The organism is Dermabacter sp. HFH0086 (assembly GCF_000413375.1).
Taxonomy (GTDB): domain Bacteria; phylum Actinomycetota; class Actinomycetes; order Actinomycetales; family Dermabacteraceae; genus Dermabacter; species Dermabacter hominis.
This window is the reverse complement of record NZ_KE340308.1, coordinates 2,310,998-2,332,188: the sequence shown is the minus strand read 5'-3', so window position 1 is coordinate 2,332,188 and position 21,191 is coordinate 2,310,998. Positions and strand designations below refer to the sequence as shown.

Annotated in this window: 17 protein-coding genes; 8 read left to right on the top strand and 9 right to left on the bottom strand. The window is 60.5% G+C overall.

What is annotated here, in order from left to right; translation table 11 throughout:
• Positions 1-2 precede the first annotated feature (2 nt).
• The gene (locus HMPREF1484_RS10450) at positions 3-1,976 is read left to right on the top strand and encodes a DUF6541 family protein (protein ID WP_016665028.1); all 1,974 of its coding nucleotides are present in this window, start codon (positions 3-5) and stop codon (positions 1,974-1,976) included.
• A 4-nt stretch (positions 1,977-1,980) separates the two neighbouring features.
• Here HMPREF1484_RS10450 and HMPREF1484_RS12015 read toward each other — a convergent pair whose 3' ends face one another.
• Positions 1,981-2,922, bottom strand: a complete 942-nt coding sequence (locus tag HMPREF1484_RS12015; RefSeq protein ID WP_332067306.1) for a glycosyltransferase — start codon at positions 2,920-2,922, stop codon at positions 1,981-1,983.
• On the opposite strand from HMPREF1484_RS12015, the gene HMPREF1484_RS11855 reads away from it, so the two are divergent.
• Positions 2,809-3,081: a hypothetical protein gene (locus HMPREF1484_RS11855; protein ID WP_232049710.1), complete on the top strand. Its 273-nt coding sequence runs from the start codon at positions 2,809-2,811 to the stop codon at positions 3,079-3,081. The two genes, HMPREF1484_RS12015 and HMPREF1484_RS11855, sit on opposite strands and share 114 nt — an antisense overlap.
• Here HMPREF1484_RS11855 and HMPREF1484_RS10440 read toward each other — a convergent pair.
• The 4 genes from HMPREF1484_RS10440 to HMPREF1484_RS11850 form a co-directional block, all read right to left on the bottom strand.
• Positions 3,075-4,454, bottom strand: coding sequence for a glycosyltransferase (locus tag HMPREF1484_RS10440; protein WP_016665026.1), 1,380 nt, complete (start codon positions 4,452-4,454; stop codon positions 3,075-3,077). The genes HMPREF1484_RS11855 and HMPREF1484_RS10440 overlap by 7 nt on opposite strands.
• Entirely contained in the window at positions 4,451-6,313 is a 1,863-nt protein-coding gene (locus HMPREF1484_RS10435) for an ABC transporter ATP-binding protein (RefSeq protein ID WP_016665025.1), read from the bottom strand. Before HMPREF1484_RS10435 ends, HMPREF1484_RS10440 begins: the two co-directional genes overlap by 4 nt.
• A gap of 74 nt (positions 6,314-6,387) precedes the next feature.
• Positions 6,388-7,506 (bottom strand): glycosyltransferase, encoded by a 1,119-nt coding sequence (locus HMPREF1484_RS10430; protein ID WP_016665024.1) that lies wholly within the window; start codon positions 7,504-7,506, stop codon positions 6,388-6,390.
• Positions 7,503-8,177 (bottom strand): hypothetical protein, encoded by a 675-nt coding sequence (locus HMPREF1484_RS11850; RefSeq protein WP_232049709.1) that lies wholly within the window; start codon positions 8,175-8,177, stop codon positions 7,503-7,505. Before HMPREF1484_RS11850 ends, HMPREF1484_RS10430 begins: the two co-directional genes overlap by 4 nt.
• A gap of 579 nt (positions 8,178-8,756) precedes the next feature.
• On the opposite strand from HMPREF1484_RS11850, the gene wecB reads away from it, so the two are divergent.
• Entirely contained in the window at positions 8,757-9,821 is a 1,065-nt protein-coding gene (gene wecB / locus HMPREF1484_RS10420; protein WP_016665022.1) for a non-hydrolyzing UDP-N-acetylglucosamine 2-epimerase, read from the top strand.
• On the top strand, positions 9,808-10,992 hold the full coding sequence (locus HMPREF1484_RS10415) for a glycosyltransferase family 4 protein (RefSeq protein ID WP_016665021.1): 1,185 nt from the start codon (positions 9,808-9,810) through the stop codon (positions 10,990-10,992). Before wecB ends, HMPREF1484_RS10415 begins: the two co-directional genes overlap by 14 nt.
• Before the next feature lie 26 nt (positions 10,993-11,018).
• Here HMPREF1484_RS10415 and HMPREF1484_RS10410 read toward each other — a convergent pair whose 3' ends face one another.
• From HMPREF1484_RS10410 to HMPREF1484_RS10400, 3 genes are read right to left on the bottom strand one after another with little or no spacing between them, the layout of a single operon-like run.
• Positions 11,019-12,959 (bottom strand): DUF6541 family protein, encoded by a 1,941-nt coding sequence (locus HMPREF1484_RS10410; RefSeq protein WP_016665020.1) that lies wholly within the window; start codon positions 12,957-12,959, stop codon positions 11,019-11,021.
• Positions 12,956-13,375: a DUF2304 domain-containing protein gene (locus tag HMPREF1484_RS10405; protein ID WP_016665019.1), complete on the bottom strand. Its 420-nt coding sequence runs from the start codon at positions 13,373-13,375 to the stop codon at positions 12,956-12,958. Before HMPREF1484_RS10405 ends, HMPREF1484_RS10410 begins: the two co-directional genes overlap by 4 nt.
• Positions 13,372-14,691 carry a nucleotide sugar dehydrogenase gene (locus tag HMPREF1484_RS10400; protein WP_016665018.1) on the bottom strand — a complete coding sequence of 440 codons (1,320 nt, stop codon included), beginning with the start codon at positions 14,689-14,691 and terminating at the stop codon, positions 13,372-13,374. Before HMPREF1484_RS10400 ends, HMPREF1484_RS10405 begins: the two co-directional genes overlap by 4 nt.
• Positions 14,692-14,836: 145 nt before the next feature.
• On the opposite strand from HMPREF1484_RS10400, the gene HMPREF1484_RS10395 reads away from it, so the two are divergent.
• Positions 14,837-15,520 (top strand): glycosyltransferase family 2 protein, encoded by a 684-nt coding sequence (locus tag HMPREF1484_RS10395; RefSeq protein WP_016665017.1) that lies wholly within the window; start codon positions 14,837-14,839, stop codon positions 15,518-15,520.
• Positions 15,521-15,550: 30 nt separating this feature from the next.
• Here the strand turns inward: HMPREF1484_RS10395 and HMPREF1484_RS10390 are convergent, their stop codons facing one another.
• Complete coding sequence (locus HMPREF1484_RS10390; RefSeq protein ID WP_016665016.1) at positions 15,551-16,462, bottom strand: LCP family protein; 912 nt, start codon at positions 16,460-16,462, stop codon at positions 15,551-15,553.
• Between the two features lie 510 nt (positions 16,463-16,972).
• Here HMPREF1484_RS10390 and HMPREF1484_RS11370 point away from each other — a divergent pair.
• From HMPREF1484_RS11370 to glf, 3 genes are all read left to right on the top strand, one after another.
• Positions 16,973-19,012, top strand: a complete 2,040-nt coding sequence (locus tag HMPREF1484_RS11370) for an NAD-dependent epimerase/dehydratase family protein (protein ID WP_016665015.1) — start codon at positions 16,973-16,975, stop codon at positions 19,010-19,012.
• Positions 19,009-19,896: a glycosyltransferase gene (locus HMPREF1484_RS10380; protein ID WP_016665014.1), complete on the top strand. Its 888-nt coding sequence runs from the start codon at positions 19,009-19,011 to the stop codon at positions 19,894-19,896. The genes HMPREF1484_RS11370 and HMPREF1484_RS10380 overlap by 4 nt, the downstream gene beginning before the upstream one ends.
• Before the next feature lie 120 nt (positions 19,897-20,016).
• A complete protein-coding gene (gene glf, locus HMPREF1484_RS10375) occupies positions 20,017-21,174 on the top strand; it encodes a UDP-galactopyranose mutase (protein WP_016665013.1) in 1,158 nt (385 codons plus the stop codon).
• Positions 21,175-21,191 lie beyond the last annotated feature (17 nt).

Genomic DNA, 21,191 nt, shown 5'->3' with positions numbered 1-21,191 from the left:
CCATGCAAGAGGTGCTCGCGCTCGCGTTTGCACTCGCAGTTCTCCTAGTCCCGGGCTGGTCTATCGTGCGCGCACTCGGGGTGCTCGGAGCCCGCTCCATGGTGTATGCTCCAGCGCTCACAGCGCTCCTCATGTTCATCGCGAGTGCGGTGGGAGCTCTCACAGGAATACGCTGGGCTTTATGGTTTTTTGGCGCGTGTGCGTGCGTGAGCGCGCTTGGCACGTGGGGCGTGCGCGCTTGGGCGTTGAAGAAGCACTCCGGCGAGCATAGATCCGACACCCGCGCGACTCATCGCGAAGCTCCCATCGCAGTAGGACTTGGAGTCCTCATCGTGAGCGCGCTAGCGATCGGCTACGGCGCTCTCGGGGCAATGGGAGGTATCCGCAATCTCAACGGTGCCTATGACGCCTTTTATCATTACTCGGCGATCGCAATGATCCGTGACAACGGTGACGCCTTTGCGTGGACTGCGATGCGGGATATGTATGGAGGGGCGAGTGAGTTTTATCCAACGACATTTGATGCGCTTGCGGCACTCATGCCGTTCGACCCGGTGATGTCAGCAAATTCAGTGTTGCTCGCGGTTCTTACGCTCATTCCTGTGACGTCTTTCGGCGTCGCCCTCGTCGTAATCGAACGAGTCGGGGGTGAGCCTGCATCTGCGAAGGAGCGCTGGTCGCAATGGATTCTAGCCGCCTCGATTGGGCTAGCGACGCTCGGGTTTTCCTCGCCAGCGATGATCGGCCTTGTCATCGCTCTTTGGCCTTTTCTCCTGGGTGTCAGTCTCCTTCCCACGGCCGTAGCGGCCCTTGCTGACTCACGCGCAGGTGCGCTTCGCTTTCTCGTCCCAGCCGGGGTCTTCGCGGCTCACCCCTCGGCTTTCATCAGTTATCTCGTGGCCCTATGGGCGGCGCTCGTCGCATGGGCTCTTAGGTCAATACTCACTGGTATGCATAAGCGCCGAGCCTGGCTCGTGCTTGTGCTCCTGATAGGTATAGGCGTGGGGTATGTCTTTACGGTCTCCTTGGTCTTCGGCGACATGAATCTCACTAAGCAGGCCCCCCACACAACTGCGACGACGATACTTACCCTCGTCGTCGATCGCCCGAGGGTCCGGGCTATGCCCTTCGCAATTTTTGGATTGGTCGGGCTCTATGCGCTTGCCTTCACCGGGTTGATCACTGGTGGGCCTTGGCGCAAGGCGAGGGAGACGGCAACCGGGGCCGCGATACTCCTCTGTGCTTCAGCGGTGCTGACATTCGCGTGCCAAGAGACCGAGGGGCATTTCGCGATGCTCGCCGCGCCCTGGTATGGCGCTCGAGAGAGGGTCCACGGTCTGTGGGAAATCGGAATCGTTGCGCTGGCCGGTGTCGGTGCAGCGTTTTTCCTCCGTGCCCTGGCCGCGGAGCCCTTCAAGAGGGGAGGAGCTCAGGTCGCAAGCCTGTCTATCGTACTCATTGTTGCTCTCACGGTCGGAGGCTTAGGCCTCACCGGCGCACTCCTTCCGCACAGGCTCCCGCGAACAGCGAGCCTCGCATACACGGCCTGGGGAGAGCAGCTTTATCCCTATGTCACCGCGCAAGAGCGCGCTTTCATCGAACGCGAAGCGGCCAAACTTCCCGAGGAAGTGGTCGTACTCGGCTCGCCTCTCGACGGGACGACGCTTTTCTACTCGCTTGGAGGGCGCAAGGTTGTGTACCCTTCACTTGCGCCTCCGCAGACTCTCGATCAACGCCGCATTGGCCGCTATGCCTCTCAGCTATCGCCGAGCGAGGCCGTGTGTACGTCGATGCTCCGCGAGGGCGTCACCCACGTGTACCTCGATGAATCTGAATTTCCCGGATCGCGCGTGAACGCTCGGGCTTCGAGAGCATATGAAGGAATCTCGTCAATTCCAGAACGCTACCTACACCTCGTAGCTGAGGAGAACGGCTACCGTCTCTACTCGCTCGAGCTTCCTTGCTATCAGCCGTGAAACCTCACTGATTGGCGAGAAGCTGTTCATAAAGGTTCGCGTATTCGCGTCCCACGCGCTCACTACTGAAACGATCGCCGATCACGCTCGCGATCTCGTCACTCGACAATGCGCGTGTTCGGGCATCAACATCGAGTATCGCACTTGCGTAAGCGGCGGGATCTTGACGAGGAACGAGCGCGCCGACACCCGGATCTATGTACTCGCCCTGCCCGCCGGTGGCTCCAACAACAACGGGGCGACCAGCAATGAGTGCCTCGGCCGCTGAAACGAAGAAGTTATCCGCGCGAGTGGGGCCAAAGAAGAGATCGGCGGCTCCAAGTCGTTCGCGTACTTTGTGTGACGGTTGGGACCCCGCAAGGATCACCCGTTCGCTCACCCCGAGGTCGACAGCGTGCGCGCGTGTGGCCTCCTTTAACGGCCCGTCGCCGAGCCATTCGAGCGTCACGTCATAGCCAGCATCTACGAGATGTGCGACAGTGTCGACCGCGATGAGGGGGTCTTTCCGTTCGATGAGGCCACCCGTGGAGATGAGTCGCAAGGCACCGTCTCGTCGTGAGCGTCGCGGTACAAGGTTCCCGGGCTCAACAATGCATGGAACGACATCGACAGGGCGGTCACGGCGTACGTCGCGAATAGGGCGCGCGAGGAAGTTGCACACTGCGCTTACGCGATCGGGAAGTCGGAGGAGTTGCGTCAGAATCGGTAAACCAGAACGGATCGGTCCGGGGAGGGTATCCGGAGTCGTGAGGGCTGACCAATGTTCCGTGTGGAGCCATGGCATTTCGAGGCGAGCGGGTGCAAGCGCAAGGAGTGAAGAAAAAGCCATGGAATGGACGACATCGCTCCCGGAAAGAGCGCGGTTGAGTACGCGGATCGCGCGCAACCAACCGTGCGGATGCGAGGGGGAGAAGGGAATCCGGAGAACTTCGATGCCTTCATGCACGAGTCGGCGGGTCCCGTCGTCATCATGGGGGGGAACCAGATGGATGAGGCGAACATCGGCATGCTTCTGGATCGCGTGGAGATCGCGCACCACGAATGCGCCTCGGCTAGGGCTTTGCCGGGTGGGGAACCAGGTGGTTACCGCAGTGACGATCATTGAGCTGCCTCCTGAATCCCCTCAATGAGAGCCTCGACTTCGCGTTCCCATGTGAGGATTGGCGCTGTTTCGCGCGCTGCAGCCCGGAATGCGTCGCCGTCTCGCAGAACGGTGGTGAGAGCATCCGCGAGACTGCTGGGGTCTTCTAGCGCGACTGTGCGTCCGACACCCAACTCGCGGATGATTGCGGCGAGATCGGGCAAGTCAGCAGCGACAACCGGTAGACCTGCGCGGATCGACTCAAACAGTTTATTCGGCAACGCGAAGCGGTAGCTCAAGCACGTGGGGCGGATATGCACTACGGCGACGTCTCCATCGGCAAGGGCTGAGGTCACTTCGTCGGGAGCGACGGGGCCCACAACATGGATACGATGCTCGATACCTCGCCTCTTCGCGCGCTGGTGAAGCGACTCAATGTAGTCCTCAGATCCGTATCCGAGCATCACTAGGTGAACGCTCGGATCCATGAGTGCAAGCGCGTCGATCGTCTCCTCGATCCCACGTGAGGTAGTGATACCCCCGCCGTACGAAATGATCGGAACATCCGGTGGGAGGCCGGCGAGATCGTGCAGGCGCCCTTCGGAACGATCGGGGACAGGCGCCTTAGAGGGGATATTGCGCACGAGAGCGGGAAGCTCATCGAGGTTGTAGGCGCGTTTGAGCCATGCGGCGATTGAGGGGGAGACTGTCGTGACACGACTGGCACGTGTAATCCCGACCCGCTCAATTGCGGCCTCAACATATGGCGCGATGCGACGCTTGGGAACGTTCCTGCGGCGCCAAAGCTCATGGGAGTCATACACAAAGTTCGTGCCCTTGAGAGCGTGAAGGATGAGCGCTGGAACGAGTGTATTGGCGTCGTTCGCGAGAACTACGTCGTTGTCTTCGCTCAGGAGCGTCCGGGTAGCTCCTGCCCAGTAATACGTGAGAGACACCGGCCCCCACGCGGACACAGCGGCTTTGCGGGCAAAGCGGAGGAGTGCTTGAGAAGCCTGCGATGCGGGACTCTTCTTTTGGGTGCGTGTGGATTCCGCTCGTGCGGGCGTTCTATTAGGTTGCCCCTCGTTTCCTGGAGAGCGCATCGATGTGCCGGGCGCTCCGAAACCGAGTCGTTTTCGCAATCGTGGAGCCAGCGGGCCCGCGATCTGATCGAGTGTGAACGCCGGTACTCGATTGATCACGACATGGTTCCCGCGTGACTCTTTTCCGGCGGGGTGCCCTTGAGCCTCGCGCGCGACGGCAATGATCTCTACTTCTGCTCCATTGTCGGCGAGGCTCCGCGCGGCCTTGAGTACTCGCGCATCGTTATGTGCATCGTTGTAAACCAAGGAAGCGACTCTGAGGTCTTTGAGACGAGCGTGAGGTAGCGAGGTCACGATTTGTCCTTAGGCGAGGGCGAAGGGGCGATGGTCGCAGAAGAGCTTTGAATGTGCAAAGCGGCGCCACTGGTGAGCGCTGATAGATCAACGAGCCCCGCGAGAGCAGCCTGTTCCGCGAATTCAGGTTCTGCGACGACAACTTCATCAAAAGCTCCATGAGCGGCGACAGCACCATCACGCATGAAACAAACTTGGTCACTCTCGCGAATCGTGGCGAGACGATGAGCGACCACCACCACTGTAACTTCGCCGCTCAATGCATTGACGGCTCGTGTGACGGCAGCTTCGGTAGCAGTGTCGAGGGCTGAGGTGGCTTCATCCATGACAAGGACGAGAGGCTCGGCATACAGGGCCCGTGCGATACCGAGTCGCTGGCGTTGACCACCGGAAAGGCTCATGCCTCCTTCGCCGACGCTCGCCCAAATTCCTCCGTCGCGCGCTTCGACGACGCTCAGGAGCTGGGCACGCTCGAGTGCACGACGCACACGGTCTTCATCAATCTCGTCGTTGTTCCAGCTGAGTGCAACGTTGTTGGCGATCGTTGAGTCAAAGAGTGCCACTTGCTGGGGAACGTAGCCCACACGCGAACGCCACGATAGAAGAGCCTCAGACATCGGAATATCGTCGATGAACAGGGCTCCCGATGACGGCTGCATGAGCCCTAGCATGATGTCCACAAGTGTTGACTTTCCGGAACCGGACTTACCCACGAGAGCAAGCGACTGGCCAAAGGGGACAGTGAGCGAGACGCCGCGCACCGCTTCGCTTGAAGTGCCGGGGTACGTGAAGGAAACATTCTCGAGTCGAAGCACCGCAGCGTCCCGGGCCAATGCTTTCCCTCCGAGACGTTCGGTATGCCCTTTGCGGTAGCGCTTTCCAGCCTCAACCTCGTTGAGGACTCGATCCGCGTACGGCATGTTCGCGCCGGTTTGCGCCATGATGGTTTGGAAACGAGTTAGGGAGGGGACGAGCCTGAATCCCGCGACACCGAACAGGGCAAGTGAGCTCATCGCGCCCGTCATGCCGCCCTGTGAGTAGCCAATGAGCGCAGCGATGGCGAGGCCCCCAATGAGACCGATCTCGAGTACGTATCGCGGCAAGGAACCTAGGAATACCTGGTCGGCGCGTGCGCTCGAGGCCTTTCTTCGGAGGGCTAAGACAGCTTCCTCGACCTCTTCGGTTTTGTTGCGAAGAGTGATTTCTTTGAGCGAAGCCACCATCTCGCTCACCATCCGCACGGCTTTGGTCGAAAAATTCCGGTTATCCCTGCCTGCGGCGACGGCCTTGCGAAGAATCCACACGTAAAGAACGAGACCGACAAGTGCGAAGTACACGGCGCTTGTGAGCGCCATGATCGGTTGCGCCACGATAAGCACGAGCAGCACGGCAACTAGCGTGGAGATCTCGCCAATGAGCTGCGTAAAAGGAATCAGAACACCTGAGACGGTTGAGGCCACTCCGACGTCGGTTGAGCGCACGAGATCCGTCGAGTTTCGCGAGAGGCGTTCCGTCCACGGGGCGAAAAAGAATGAGTCGAGGAGCCGCGCTCCGAGATCCTGCTCAAACTGCGCGAAACGCCGCGTCGAGAAACGCTGCACGGCAATGGCGAGAAGGTCCTTCGTGATGATCAGCGTACACACGACGGCGAGCGCTATTCCAAAGTCGCCCGGTGATCGGAGCGTCACTCCGATCACCGGGATGCGTGCGGTTTCACCCGCCAGCATCGGGGCGAGGAGCAATGCGAGTAAGCCGAGGGCGAGAATATCGAGCAACGATAGCGCTGCAAGGATGGCCGAAAAGGTCCAGATAAACTTTTTCGTCCCCGCCGGAAGTGCGTTAAGCAACGCGCGAACCATGGAGAACAACTTTTTCACACCGTAAGCTTAGCGACCCACCTTGCCACCAGCGGACTTTGGACTTGCGTGTGCGTTCAGGAAGGCCGTTTGTAGCTGCGTAGTGCGGCGGCAACTGTGCCGGTGAGCTTGGTTGCGGCTGACGCAGCAATGAAACGGGGCGGTGCATCGGGAAGGAAAAGGTCGCCAACGCGACTCGTGACAAGAGTTGCGGGTGTGCCGTGGTGTCGTCTCTTACGGGAGAGTTCCGCGAGGCTTGCAGCGTCAACGGTTGGATCGAGACAAGCAGCGAGAAGAGAAGCTTCGGCTCTCGAGAATGATCGAACCGCGGATGGGCTAGCATTGAGAAGCCTTTGACACAGCGAAGCTAGATCTTCTCGATCACTACCACTCCAGCTTTCTACGCCGGGACGGTAGTGCACTGTCCCAAATACATGGATGCGGATAAATTTCACGATGATCGCTGCGCGAGTCGAAGGTGCGAGACGGTTGAACCACGGCGAAGCGATGAGCGGCGGAACAAACGCGAGCTGTTCACGAATCGGTCGAACAACATAGGTCACGCGATCCCCGGCATCTTCGCCTATCACGTAGGCCGGCCCCGTGCGGTCTACGGCGACGCGTGCTTCGCATGCGAGCCTCGTCGCAAATGCGACGTCCTCACCAACCGAGAGGCCGGGAATAAATCTCAGCCCTAAGCGCTCCAGCATCGCCGTACTCAAGAGGCCTAGCGGAGCCGACCGGTAGACGAGGCGATCTGTCCGCTCGTGCCGTAACCCTCGGTGAAGCACACGCGCGGGAGGGGTCGGTACGGTCCGCGTCGGAGACCCTAGGGCGAGGTTCGTGAGGACTGCCTCCGCCTTATATCGCTTCGCAAGGCGAAGCCAGGACTCGACGGCCCCCGGTTCGAGCCAGTCATCGGATCCCATCACGGCGCACCACGGCGTGTCGACCGCATCGAGACCGGCATTGAATGGCCCAGTGGGCGAGGAGATGCCATCGATGTGAGGGAGAATCTGCACCCGAGGGCGTAGGTCTTCGGCTATTGAGAGCGAGAGCTCCTCGAGCGGAATATTGTGTGCAACGACGAGTGGGTGGGCGTGACGTTCGTTTCCCTCGAGCACACTTCGCACAGCGCGGTCGAGTGGACGCTCCGCGCTGTGGCAAGCAATGACGACCGTGACCTGCGCAGTCACGAGAGTCCCGCGATTCGATCGACGCTAGCCGCCCATGTAGCTACTTGCGATTCGGCGCTAAGCTCCTTGGCTACCGTGTGGGAATTTGCCTTATACATGCGGACATTCTCGGGAGTGAGCCCCGCGAGCATAGCGGCGAGTCCATCAGCATCGAATCCGGATGCAATACGTCCGAGCGCGTGTTCGTGCACGATACGAGTCATCTCAACGGAGGGGCCGATGGCGAGGGCAAGCCGAGCTTGCACGAAGTCGAAGAACTTGTTCGGTAGGGAGAATTTTTGGTTGAAGCTCACGGGTGGGATCGAGTAGAAGCCCACGTCGTACTTATTGAGTGTAGGAATGAGATCCGTATACGGTACGGGATCGAGGACGCGGATTCTCTCGGGTGCCAACTCGTGTGCTTGCGTGCGCAAATCCTTCACGAGCGAGGGCGTGTTCGGTGCGAGATAGAGATCGAATCTCAATTCTGGTACGCGCGCCACCGCGTCGATCATGATATCGAGACGTCGATCCGGCATCGCGGCGCCCGAATGGACGAGGCGTAGGGGGGCGTCCTCGGGTACTGGTGTAGGCGCGAGGTCATGGAAAGGGCTCGCGTTAGTGACGACATCTGCGTCGATGCCGAATTCGCGCGCGTACTCCTCGGCGAGCCCCGACCCAACGGTGGTCACAGACGGCACCTGCGTGACGTATTGCCGCGTGAGAAAACGAAAACAGGGTGCAACGAACAGCCGCCATCGGCGGAGATCTTCTTTCTGGCGAGGTGAATATTCGTGCAGGTCTGCGTGGATCTTCTCGGGGGAGGTCAGGCGGAGAGCGAGTGGGACGGCTTCAACATCGTTCGCTAAGACGCAGTCGAACGTGCGGCCGGTGAGCCGGCTTAGGCACCACGCCACAACCTCTTGTGACCAGTACACTCGATCAAACTGGCGAAGCATGGTGAGGGGGCGATTTAGCCTCCATGACACCAGAGTAGAAGGAATCTGGATGTGCTCACTCACGCCTTCGGGGGCTGCCTCATAACCGCATGTGGTCACCTCGTATCGCGGAGCGAACTCCTTCACCTGCTTGAGCACGCGGGCGTCCCTTGCGATAGGCGAAAAGGACAAGATGAGCAGACGTTGTTTTTGATTCACGAGCACATCCCTCTCAGTGAAGGTTGAGACAACACGGCCAATCTTGCCATGTCACAGCACTGGACGGCCGCTAAACTCGTGGTGAACCACCCGACATGCAATTCCGGAGCGCGAATGAAAATCCTGTCCGTTGTCGGCGCACGCCCGCAATTCGTCAAACTTGCCGCGATCGCCGATGAAGCAGCAAAGCACGAGGGTATCGAACACATCATCATTCATACGGGCCAGCACTACGACGCCGCGATGAGCGACATGTTCTTCGCCGATCTTAAAATTCCCGCGCCTGACCTGAACCTCGCGGTAGGTTCGGGCAGCCATGGAAGACAGACCGGTGCCATGCTCAGCGCCATGGATGACGTGCTCGAGGAACACCAGCCCGACTGGACTCTCGTATACGGGGATACAAACTCGACGCTTGCCGGCACGCTGAGCGCCGTAAAAATGCACCTCAAGGTCGCTCATCTCGAGGCAGGGCTACGCTCATTCAACCGTCGTATGCCAGAGGAACACAATCGCGTGCTCACCGACCATGCCGCGGACCTTCTGCTCGCGCCGACCGAGGTCGCACGCCAGCACCTTGAGAGTGAAGGGCTCGGGTCACGTACGCGCGTCGTTGGCGATGTCATGACTGATGTGTGCCTGCGCGTTGCGAAGGCAGTTGACGGCAGTCCGCTTCACCTTCCCGAGGGGATTGACGCCAACTCGCCGTTCGCCGTTGCCACCATGCACCGTGCCGACAACACAGATGATCCAGATCGACTCAAGGGTCTCATCACTGCACTCCAAAATGCTCCGCTTCCAATCGCGCTATTTGCCCACCCTCGGCTTACTGCAAGAGCAAAAGAACAGGATCTTGCACTCGCGGGTGGCAACCTCTTTGTAGGGGAGCCGCTTCCGTACCCGGACCTCGTCAATGCGGTTTCTCGTGCGAGCGCCGTCGTGACCGATTCTGGTGGCCTCCAAAAAGAGGCATACCTCCTCGGCACTCCCACAACGACGCTACGCACCGAAACCGAGTGGGTAGAAACGCTCGAAAACCAGTGGAACGTCTTGGCCAAGGAACCGTCGGACCTTAGCGCCGCCCTCCAGCGGCCCCGGCCCCGTGCCGAGCGCCCCCCTTACTACGGCGATGGGCATGCGGCCCGTACCGTCATCGAGGTGCTGCGTGAGGAGGCGTAACCGCGAGAGCGCTGGGCATGTCGTTCTTGCAACCCGGGCATTCGTGCCAGAACCTATTCCCGCGGCGTTTCGTACCCACCAATTAGCGAAGGCACTTGAGAAGGCCGGTATCCGCACGCGGGTGTACACAACTCGCGTCCCCCATCAACCGAGTCGCCAAGAACGAGGCATCACCCGGGTCGTGCGCTGGCCCGTCAAACGCGATAAACAGGGCGCTGTACGCGGCTACGTCTCTTACCTGAGCTTCGATGTCCCGCTATTCCTTCGACTCCTTTTGACGCGACACCTCGACGGTATTATCGCCGAACCACCTCCGACGACAGGCCTCGTCGTCGCGCTTGTTGCGCGCCTCAAAGGCGTGCCATATGCCTTTTACGCGGCTGACGTGTGGGCTGATGCGACTGAGTCTGTCGAAGGGGTCCCGCGCATTGTCAAACGTGCAGTCCGATGGATGGAAGAAACCGTGTGGAAGCGCGCGTCGGTTGTGCTTACCATTTCCGACGGCGTCCGGGCACGAATCGAGGAGCGCATCGGAAAGCGCCCCTCGCTCGAGATGATCGGAAACGGCATCGACACGGAGATCTTCACCCCGGAAGGGCCGGATGCCGGCGAAGAGGGGCCGTACTTCGTGTATGCGGGAACCGTCTCCGAATGGCAAGGTGCTCAGATTCTCGTGGAGGCTTTCGAAAAGGCCCATGAAAAGCGAATGGATGCTCGGCTCATATTCTTTTCTGAAGGCACCAACCTCGAGGCCCTCAAACGTATGGTTCGTGAGCGAAGTGTTGATGGAATCGAGTTTTTCCCGAAGGTCCCCGCAGACGTGGTCGCGAAGTACATGCGTGGAGCCGTTGCGGGCCTGAGTTCGATCACGCCCGGATTGGGGTACGACTTTGCGCTGCCCACGAAAATCTATGCGGCCGGCGCGTGTGGGCGGCCAATCATCCACGCCGGAGCCGAGAATTCGGCAGCAACAATCCGCATCCGAGACAACGGTCTCGGCTACGCGCCGGGCTATGACACGGAGGCGCTCGCGAACGCGATGATCGAGGCCATTGACAGCCAAGACAGGGTCGATCGAGCACATGTGCGACAGTGGACCGTCGGCAATGCTTCGCTCCAATCTTCGGCGGACCGTGGCGCAGCACGTATCTCACGCATGCTCGCCGATTAGGGCACAACTATTGTAATCGCCGGCTCTCATTCGCAGTGGAGTTCGTACAGCGCCGAGTGGCTTGTTGACGCCAGAGGATCCCCAAGGTTCGGAAGGCGCCGGACGGTAAGTGGCGCCATGCCGCTTGCGTAGTAATAGGAGAGTGCATCAACGTAGACGTAACCGATCCCCGCCTGAGAAAGGCGGAAGCACGCACCGGGATCTCGAGGGTCCCCGATGAGTTCTGGTGTACGGATGAGCACGGCATCGCTCTCCGTGTATGTTTGCCCAAGTACCCGAAAATGCACGCTCTGTCCGTTTAGTGCCCAAAGGTGGGAGCCGCCGGAGAAAGGGCTGGCGAGAACCTTCCTGCGTGGATCGAGTCGTCCGTCGAGACTCTTGAGCATCTCGAGTTCTTCCGTATCGAAGAAGCGGCTCCGGTTCGGTGTGTCGAGATCAAAATTGAGGGCCGCGTACGATGCACGCGCGCCTACGCTTGATGCTATGAGAGCAAGGGCGATCACCCCAGATACGCTCGCGGTGATCATCCGGGTAGTGCGGGTTGTTTGAGGGGCCCGGGCGAATAGGCGGACCCGTTCGATACCCGCGACTGCGCACAGGACCGTCACGAGAGTGACGACCATCGACAAACGATCCTGACCTCGATACCAGAGAGTTGAGAGATTCAGCGGGGAGTCGATCGCTGAATCGAAGTAGAGTACGCCCACGACCAGTGCACACACGAGGGGCGACCACGCGCCACGTCGCAAAAATGCGAAGACTCCGATCCAGGCGAGAACCCAGATACCTACCCCAATGGCCATGGGCCACACAGTAAGGAGCCCCGTCAAGAGTTCACCGGCTCCCTGCCACACTGGAACGGCGAGACCGCCGGTGAAATTCTTTGTCACCGGTGAGGCATTAGGCAGAAGAATGATCGCCACGATGGGTGCTGCACATACGGCTGGGATGACGGCAACGATTGTCCTATGCCAGGTTCGGGTGTTGGCGTGACGGAAGGCGCGGATGGCATCGCCTGCAGTTGCGGCAGCCAGGAGAACGCAAGCGGCGAAAAAGGCGTTGGGGTGAACGAAAGCGATACCGATAAGCGCTGTTGTCGTGGTGACGGCTGCTGCGAGCCCACAGCGGATATCGAGGCTACGGTGCCTTACCTGTTTGAGCAAGGTCTGCCAGCTTGCGATTGCTATTGCAAGCGCCCCCGGCAGGAAGGAGAAGCCCGCGAGGTTTGCGACGGGGGACAAGTGCACCCACTCGTTGAGAGGAACCGACGGCGCCAGCAAGGCCAGGCACGCGGCAGACGTTGGAGCCCAGGAGGCGCGAGGCCACAAGATTCTGGCGAGAACGGCAATCCCAACTGTCCATGGAACGGTGGCGAGCGTAATGACCGCAGCGTTGAGGGTGATGGGGGTTGGAACCCCCGGAAGAAGCGCTGCAATATCGTGGAAGCCAGCCGGGTAAAAGCCGGCGCGTCCATCGGTGTAGCCGAGCGATCCAACTTTGAAAACCGAGCCGTCTCCAGTAGATCGTATGAACTCAATCGCGCCCAAGTGGTAAAGCGTGTCCCAGCGCTGAAGGATGGCATCAGGCCCAGGCATCGTATAGAGGATAGGGCCGACAGCCGCGAAAGCACACACGAGGATAGCCGTCGGAAAGACCCAACGGGCGGTTGCGGGTGCAAGCGCGCGAGGCGCGGGAAAAAATGACTCTCGTGTGAGCAGGAGGCGAAGGAGACTAAACGCGAGGGCTGCTACACCGCTCACGCATGCGGCGCTGATGAGGTTCCACTGCTCGTCGAAGCGTGAGCAGACGAGCGCGCCCAAGGCAAACACCCCGGCGGTGAGAGCCGGGCCGGTCGCGAAGGCAAGAAGCCGCGGAACCCGTAGAAGGCGCGCGAATACAAAACCGGGGAGGAATGCTAGGGCAAGTGCACAAGCAGCTGCTCCCGCGAACACACACCAGGCGCTCATGAATCTTTCGTGACGTTCAAGGCGTGATTACGGAATGCCTCAGGTTGTTCCGCTTCGTAGACGGCAACTTTGCGTGCCAGCTTCGTCGTTCGCTTTTCCGCGTTCTTCGTGCGCGCCTCCTGGAGAGCCAAGAAGCCGAGAAGCACGACAACGGTGGCGTAGAGCAAGAGGTCGGTGCCGCGGCCGACGCCCACGAACTGGGCAAGGGCGGTCACTGCGCCGGGAAAGATGACAGCGAGAACCGCGAATACCGCGAATGCAAGAATGAGGAGCCGGCGGATCGCAAGCTGCTTGGCGCCACGTTTAATGAAAAGCCATGCGGTGATTCCGAGAATCCCGAGAATGAGGATGATTTGGATTATTAGCGAGCGACTGTCGAGAACGAGTCCGGTCGGAGAGCTGAGGATGTCGGTCATGAGGCCTTTCCTAGAGTTGAGTTCTCACCGTTGCCTAGCACCAAGCGCGGGGTGCCTACCCAGTTTTCAGCAGCGGTAATGTTCCGCCCATCAATGAGCAGGCGTACACCTGGAATCGTTTCGGCAGTGTACCCGCGATATTCAGGGTGATTCGTTTGCACGATCGCGAGATCGGCGTTGTCGCCCTCGTGCCACGCGTCCCAACCGTACTTAGCGAGTTCTTCATCGCTATAGAACGGGTCGTGAACACGCACGCGGGCGCCCCGCGCCTCGAGCTCAGCAACGGTGGGGAATACGCCTGAGAACGCTGTCTCCTTGACACCGGCTCGGTACGCCGCGCCGAGCACAACAGCTGTGAGCCCTTCAAGTGAGCCGAGGATTTCTTCCGCTCGGCCCACGAGCTTGCCCGGAACCGAGGCGTTGAGTTTACGAGCCGTACGAACAGTCTCCGCATGTGGGTCAGTGGAAAGGTAGAGCCGCGGGTACACAGGAATGCAGTGGCCACCTACCGCAATTCCCGGCTGGTGAATATGTGAGTACGGCTGAGAGTTCGATGCGGCGATGACCTTGTAGACGTCGATGCCGTGGTCCTGGCAGAAGAGCGCGAGCTCGTTCGCAAACCCAATATTGAGGTCCCGGTAGGTTGTTTCGGCGAGTTTGGCGAGCTCGGCGGCTTCTGGTGAGCCGAGGTCCCACACCCCATTCGCGCGATCGAGGTCGGGGCGTTCGTCGAATTGCAGGACCGCCTCGTACAGCTCTCGACCTTTTGCAGCGCCTGCGGGGCTTAGAGCACCGATGAGTTTCGGGTATTTCCTGAGGTCAGCAAAAACTCGCCCCGTGAGAACACGCTCGGGGGAATAGACAGCGAAAAAATCTCGAGATTCCTTGAGGCCGGAAACCTCCTCGAGCACGGGAACGAAGCGCGTGCGGGTCGTGCCAACGGGGAGTGTTGTCTCATACGCCACCACGGTGCCGGGGGTGAGGTATTCGGCGAGCGAACGCGTAGCCGCATCCATGTAGCGGAAGTCCGGCTCCCAGGTTTCCTCGTCTACGAAAACGGGAGCGACAAGCACTACGGCGTCGGCGTCCGGGATGGCATCGGCATAATCGGTCGTGGCGCGAAGCCTGCCAGCAGGTACAAGCTCGGCAAGGCGCTCGGCGAGCTGCTCTTCGCCCGGGAACGGCTCTTTCGCTTCGTTGATAGTCGCGACTTGACGTTCATTCACGTCGACGCCTACAACTTCGTGTCCACTCGCGGCGAACTGCACGGCGAGCGGCAATCCGATCTTTCCAAGTGCCACGACGGCGATCTTCATGAGGCGTGGTCCCTTCGGGGAGTTGAGTTTTTCGAGGCGCTATGCGCTGTTGTCACTACCGACTAGGGTAGCCTTTGCGGTGGCGGTAACGCGCACCCGCGCCAAAAATCGCGCCAAAAATTGTCAATTTTCACGAGGTTTTCTGATGACCCTTGGCCCCGGAGCCGACACGACCTGGTTCGTTATCCCCCTGTATAACGAGGGGAAAGTAATTGGCGATGTTATTCGTGCACTGCGCGAAACGTACCCGTTGGTCGTGTGTGTTGATGACGGTTCGCATGATGACTCGGCGGTCGAGGCAGAGGATGCAGGTGCCGTAGTCGTGCGACACCCCTACAACATGGGGCAGGGGGCTGCGCTAAAGACCGGTATCGACTACGCGCTTCGGGATCCGTCGATGCAGCAAATCGTCACCTTTGACGCCGATGGGCAACACCAGGTGAGCGATGCCGCGGCGATGATCGAGAAGATGAATGCTGAGAAGGTTGACTGTGTGCTCGGCTCACGATTCCTCGATAGCCGCACGAAGCCGGGCTTTCTCAAGCGCATCGTGCTGCGGATGGCGATCGTCTTCACAAACATCACGAGCGGCGTTCATCTCACCGATACTCACAACGGTCTTCGCGTGCTCAGCCGCCACGCGTGCGAGTCCATCTCGATCGAGCAGAATCGTATGGCGCACGCCTCGGAGATCGTCTCGGAAATCGGTCGCAACGATCTCACGTACACCGAATATCCGGTTCACATTCTCTACACGGATTATTCGAAATCGAAGGGGCAGCCGCTGCTGAACGCGATCAACATCGTCACGGACCTTCTCTTTAAGTAGAGAAGATGAGCCTCGCTTCGTGAGGCGCCCCTAGCCTTCGGGCTTCGGTTCGGCCGAGCCGTCGGCAATCGATGAGAAGAAGGCGTGCACGTCTTCGTCGTCAACTTTGATGGCGACACCCGAGTGTTTCGTTTTGAAGCTCGGGTCCTCGATTGGCATGGCGAGAACACCTCCAGAGTTGGGTGCTGCGCGCATGACGAGGGCGGCACTGGCGAGGTCAATGAGGCCGGTGTCGTTATCGGTCACGAGGGCTTTCGTTCCCGCGCTTGCGAGATTCACCTGAGTGAGTGGGTTGAGCAGGACGCCAGGTGAGGATGCTCGTTTCATCAGAGCGCTCACGAACTGTTGCTGGCGCTGCTGCCTGCCTATGTCGGCCGTGGGATCGAAATAGCGGGCGCGTACGAACGCGAGGGCTTGCTCGCCGCCCACGTCGTGGCAGCCTTTGGTCATCTTGAGACCCGAACGCACGTCATCGACATCGCGGTCGATGCAGAGGTTCACTGTGCCGATTGCATTGACGACGTCCTCGACTCCGGAGAAGCCGATCACGACAAAATGATCGATCGTGAGACCCGAGAGTTTCTCAACGGTTTTGACGAGGAGGGGAGCGCCCCCCATCGAGTAGGCGGCGTTGATTTTGTGCGTTCCGTGCTCGGGAATTTCGGCGAGTGTGTCGCGCGGAATTGAGACGAGGTATTGCTTCCCGTTGGGCGCCTTGTGCAGCAGCATGAGAGTGTCGGTGCGCTGGGCTCCGCCCTGTTCGATGTCGGCTCCTGCAAGAAGGTAGGTTTCGCCCGGTGTATCGGCGGCTCCGGAGAGCGCGTCCGTGTGCGCGATTTTCGAATTAGCCCATACCCCGAGGCCAACCGGCCACCCGAGGGCAATAACGAGTATGAGAAGGACGATCGTGCGGGCAAGGCGAACCCCGCGCTTTCGAGACATGCCTCTTCTGCGAGGCGGGCCCGAGGGCGCTGGGTGCATCGGGGGGAGTTGATGCTGCGCGTGCTGCTCTGGGCTGCCCGATGGCTTCGAATTCAGACGCACCGGAGCCGGCCGGGCAGCATTGCGTACAGCTGGCATTTGACGCGTAGGCGTTTCGGCGGTGGGCTCGCTGTGAGCGCCAGACTCTCGTGGACGCGGCGCGGATGGTCGCGTCAGAGGTCGCGCCGACCCGCCCGAGCGGGCGCGCGAATGGCCGGGCCGCGAGCGGCCTGTGCCGGCGTCGCGTGGGAAGTCACCCGTCATCGTGTTCACCTTCAATCGTGTGGGGGGCGGCAAGCCGCACCATGCGCGCTCCCACAGTACACACCGATGACAACAAAACCTCGGACACCAAGGTGGAGTGAGTGAATCTGCCCCGGTGATGGCGTGTGTGCTCAGGCTCGGGACTCACTGCCCGTAAGATCATGCCTAGACTCTGCGATAAACCTGGACGAAAGGCGAGGAGACGACGTGTCCGAAAAAGAGCGACGGCAAACGCCGCCGCGCACCCTCGTTCTCGGTGGTGCGGGCTTTGCAGGTTCCCATATCGCGCGCGAGCTTCGTGAGCACGGGACCCCCGTGGTGACGGCAGACATTCGACCCGCAAGCGGTAATGGCAAGCATTGCGTGCTCGATATTCGTGACGACGAAGCCCTGCGCGCCGCGGTTCGCGGATGCGGCACGGTTGTGAATGCCGCTGGGGTTCCCGACTCCTCGAGCGTGAGCGCACGCACGCTCAACTCGGTCCTCGTGGGAGGCGCGCGTTCGCTCATTGCCGCTGCCGAACGTGAGGATGTGCGAACCCTCGTGTTCATTTCGAGCGGCGCCGTGTACGGCGAGACGCCTGACGGGCATAGTGCGCACGAATCTGACCCACAGGCCCCTACGACCGTCGAAGGGCGCGCTTTCGCAGAGGCGGAACGTCTTTACGGCCAGTGGGTGCGTGCGGGGCGGGGCCGACGCCTGCTGGTGATGCGCGTGGCCGAGCTTTTTGGTCCCGGTTCTCATGCGCGCATCTCGCGACTGATCGCTTCGCTCGTGAACTCTGGGGCAGTCTCGCTCACGCACACGGTCATCGCGCGCCCCCTGGCAAGCGTCGGAACCCTCGCTGGCGCGACGCGCGCCGCTCTCAATCTGAACGTCCCCGAAGGCGAGCCCTACGTGCTCAACGTTGCAGATTCCCCTCGGCTCGACGATCACGAGTTGCGCGCCCTCGTGCGCTCGATTGCGAAAACTGCACCGCTCGCACTTTCACTTCCCGGCAGGCGCCTCATGGCGCGCGCGGGGCGGGCAGGGGAAGCGGTTCGTGCAAGCGGCCTCGAACTTCCCCGTCGAATCAAGCGATTCGCCCTTGACGCGCGGCCGAGCGCCGAAATGTCGCGGGAGAAGCTCGACGCGCTTCTGCCCGCGCGGTCATCGCTCGAAGAGTCCCTCGCCGCGACTGTTCGCTGGGTGCGGGACAACAGCACCTCGAGTAACCCAGCGGACTCAGCCCCCATTCCGGAGCGTTTTGTTCCACACCCTGATGCCACGCAGGAGGACTCTCGACGAGTCGTTGCCGTGGTGGTGACGTACAACCGCGCTGATCTCCTCGGCGAGTGCCTCGATGCACTGCACGCGCAAAGCAGGCCGCTGGATGGCGTCGTCATCATCGATAACGCAAGCACGGACCGTTCCGGCGCCGTCGCCGACACCCACCCGATTGGTGCCGACGTTGTTCACCTCAATCGCAACGTAGGCGGTGCCGGTGGCTTTTGCACCGGCATGGCGCATGCCCTCCTTGAGCACAGTCCTGATTTCCTGTGGATCATGGACGACGACACGGTTCCAGCGCCCGATGCGCTCGAGAAGCTCCTCGAGGTTGAGCGCAAGCTCGATGTTCACGCAAGCGTTCTCAGTTCGCTTGCGGTCTGGACCGACGGTAGGCCGCACCCCATGAATTCCTCGCGTACGCGCCTCGGCACGAGTGACGCCGACCTCGATCGTTACGCACAGCTCGGGGCGCGTCCCATCCGCACGGCGAGCTTCGTGTCGGCGCTCATTGCTGCCGAAGACGTGTGGGAGCATGGACTCCCCATTGCCGACTATTTCATTTGGTCTGATGACTTTGAGTTCACAGGCAGGCTTCTGCGAGACTCCCACGGCTTCGCCGTCGCGTCGAGCACGGTTGAGCACCGCACCGTGAAGTTCTCGAATGCCCAGACGAATCCTGGTTCTAGGTTCTACTTCGACGTGCGCAATCGGTTGTGGGCCCTCACGAAAACCGACTCGTTCACCCCGATCGAGAAGGTTCTTTACGGGGGCAAGAGTGCGATTGGGTGGATGCAGACCCTGGTACGCACTCGCGCGGATGTCCTTCCCGTCGCGCTCAAGGGTCTCCGTGAAGGGCTCTTCACGTCGCCACGACGCTCGAGCGTGGTTCTTGCTGCCGATCCCATGAGTGCCACCGAGATCCGCGCGCTCGAATCTTCGATCGATTCCGCCGAACGCTCACGAAGGGCGCTCACGTGAGTAAGCACGGTGTGCGGAAGATCGAGGAGGACCTCACCGTCCTCATGCCCCTGTGGGAGGGAGACGACCCGGCGTACGCGCGCGAAGCCATTGCCTCGGCGACGGTCGACCAAACCACCGCTCCAGGCTTATTGCTGCTTGCCATCGACGGCCCGCTTCCCGACGCCCTGGAAGACGTCATCGCCGACGTTCTCGAAGGAAGATACGGTCGCGCACGAGTAGTGAGGAATAAGAGCCACGGCGGACTCGCACGCACCCTCGACAGTGCCCTCGAGCAATGCGAAAGTCCGCTCGTTGCGAGAGCCGATGCTGACGACGTGAATCATCCTGAACGGTTTGCGGTGCAGCTCGCTGCTTTGCGGGAGCGGGACCTTGACATCGTGGGCGCGAACATGCGCGAGATCGACGAGTCCTCTTTGCCTCGCCGCGATGAGGCGGGCGAGGAGCGTATTCGCCGCCGCCCCCTCACCCACGAAGAAATCGCGGACTATATGCGCGATCACTCACCGTTTCACCATCCCACGGTTCTCATGCGAGTTGAGGCCGTGCGCAGGGCAGGCGGCTACAGGGACATTCCGCTGATGGAGGATTATGACCTGTGGCATCGCCTGTTATGCACGGGCTCTCGCATGGGCAATGTTGCGGACGCTCTCGTGGATTACCGCGTGAGTACGAACCTCTATCGCAGGCGCGGGGGCCTCGCACTTTTTAAGAGCGATGTGCACATGCAGTGGTCGATGCTCAAGAGCGGGGCAACCAGCGCGCCCAGGGCCGTGAGAAATCTTGTGGGACGCGCGGTGTATCGCGCCGTGCCCGCATTCGCGCGCGACCGCGTGTATTGGCGCGTCATTGAACGCGGTCTTTCAGATACACAGCGGTCATGAACCGGCTAAGTCCCGCTATGTGACGAACCAGCGGCGCGCAGTCGGTGCGCCCTCGAGATTCTGCGCGCGCGACCGCTATTGTGGGATCGACGTAGCAAACCTCGAAGGGAACGACACATCATGAGCACACCCGACCTTCTCATCGTCGGATCCGGCCTTTTCGGCCTTACGCTCGCAGACCGCGCCGCACGCGAACACGGGGCAAAAGTAACCGTGATCGACAACCGCCCGCATATTGGCGGAAACGCCTACAGTGAGATCGACCCTGAGACGGGCATCGAGGTGCACAAGTATGGCGCTCACCTTTTCCACACCTCCAACACACGCGTGTGGGAGTACGTCAATACGTTTACGTCGTTCACGAATTACGTGCACCGTGTGTACACGAACCACAAGGGCATCGTGTACCCCATGCCGATCAACCTCGGCACAATCAACCAGTTCTTCAACGCGGCCATGACTCCGGATGAGGCGCGCGCACTTATCGCCGAGCAGGCGGGCGAATTTGCCGGGCAAGATCCCGAGAACCTTAATGACAAGGGCATTTCGCTCATTGGGCGCCCGCTGTACGAGGCCTTCATCAAGCATTACACGGGTAAGCAGTGGCAGACGGACCCCAAGGATCTTCCCGCGTCGATCATCAAGCGTCTTCCCGTGCGCTACACGTACGACAACCGCTACTTCAACGACACCTATGAAGGTCTGCCCACGAACGGCTACACCGCGTGGCTCGAGAACATGGCGGATCACCCGAACATCGAGGTCAAGCTTGGCGTCGATTACTTCGACGAGTCGCAGCCGTTCAACAAAAAGGACGTGCGCGGCCAACTCCCCGTCGTCTACACCGGACCCGTTGACCGCTACTTTGATTACGAACTTGGTGAGCTCAAGTGGCGCACGATCGATCTAGAGTCTGAAACGCTCGACACGGGCGATTTCCAAGGAACGTCGGTGATGAACTACGCCGATGAATCCGTGCCGTACACGCGCATCATCGAGCCACGCCACTTCCACCCCGAGCGTGATTACGCGAAGGACAAAACCATCATCATGCGCGAATACTCGCGGTTCGCAAGCCGTGAGGATGAGCCGTACTACCCCGTGAATTCGGCGGACGACCGATCGACTCTCCTCGAATACCGCGAGCGTGCGGAGGCTGAGCCCTCGACCCTCTTTGGCGGTCGACTCGGCACCTACCAGTACCTCGACATGCACATGGCCATCGGTGCCGCCCTCTCGATGGCTGATAACAAACTTGAGGAGCTTTTGCGCCGCTAGTTGTGCGCATCCGCCGT